Source organism: Corynebacterium pilbarense (assembly GCF_026930265.1).
GTDB classification, from domain to species: domain Bacteria; phylum Actinomycetota; class Actinomycetes; order Mycobacteriales; family Mycobacteriaceae; genus Corynebacterium; species Corynebacterium pilbarense.
In genome coordinates this window covers 1-1,203 of record NZ_JANRML010000050.1, presented here as the reverse complement: position 1 = coordinate 1,203, position 1,203 = coordinate 1, and the positions used below count along the sequence as shown (strand labels likewise).

At 35.9% G+C, this 1,203-nt stretch carries 1 protein-coding gene; it reads left to right on the top strand.

The features are described 5' to 3' along the window. The first annotated feature begins 164 nt into the window (after positions 1-164). Positions 165-584: a chromo domain-containing protein gene (locus NUW87_RS11335; protein ID WP_269028625.1), complete on the top strand. Its 420-nt coding sequence runs from the start codon at positions 165-167 to the stop codon at positions 582-584. Positions 585-1,203 lie beyond the last annotated feature (619 nt).

Genomic DNA, 1,203 nt, shown 5'->3' with positions numbered 1-1,203 from the left:
CAGTGGAAGATCACATCGAGAATCAACAACAAGTTCTCCAAATCTTAAAGGACAACCTGACCATGGCACAACATCGCATGAAACAACAAGCAGATCAACATCATAGTGAAAGAAGTTTTGAAGTAGGGGATTGGGTGTTTTTAAGACTACAACCATACAAATAGATGTCCCTCAAGCAAGCCAAGAAGGATAATAAATTATCACCAAAGTACTATGGCCCTTATAAGGTGTTGCAAAAGATTGGTACTATGGCATACAAATTGGAGTTGCCTGCATCTTCACGAGTACACCCAGTTTTCCATGTTTCATGCTTAAAGAAGGTTATAGGCGACAAGATCCCAGTTCAAACTATATTTCTAGAACTTGACGAGGAAGGAAAAATCATATTGGAGCCTGAAGCCATCACTGACACAAGAATTCGCCAACTGAGGAATAGATCCATTTCAGAGTATCTCATTAAATGGAGGAAACTACCGGCTAAAGATTCCACTCGGGAAGATGAGTCTTTTATACAGAAGCATCCAGAGTTACTCAAGCGTTGTGGACAACACTTGTCTCAAGGGGAGGGGCATGTTAAGCCCTAATATTGGCTCATTACCTCTCAATTGGGGAATATTACATTAGTAATGTTATTTTATTTATGTCAACTTTATTCCATTAATTGTAATTATACCTCCTAGTCTCCTATATATACCAAGGAGACATTTTCATTTGGAATCACCTTGTACTTGAACATTTAAGTGGGGTAAAAGGAGGTTTCCCCCTCGAAGAGGCTTATTATCTAAAATTATCTCAGTTTTAAGGCGTTGAGTACTTTTTCTGAGGTTTTTCCATGCTATATTGATATTTGGTTCTTAACAGGAAGGGGTGAGTAAGATGATTAAAACAATGCATCGTCATTGAGATCAATTTCTTGATCTTACATCAAGGGAAGTTGATTTAGCCTTTGGTTTAAATGATAAATAGGCAAGTTAAATTTGTTACCCACATTTTTCTAGTTTTTTCCCAATTTTTCAATGTATTTCATTTGTTTAATTATTGAAATACATATTTAGTAAGTCCTATATGAGGATTATTAATTCACAATTTATTTTTTACTTGTTGTCCATGTTGCAGTTGAAACATCACAAGGCTATGTGGTGTAATGGTCATAAATTTCGTATCAAAATGTTGGATGATAAGATGAAAACCTCAGATTGTGGG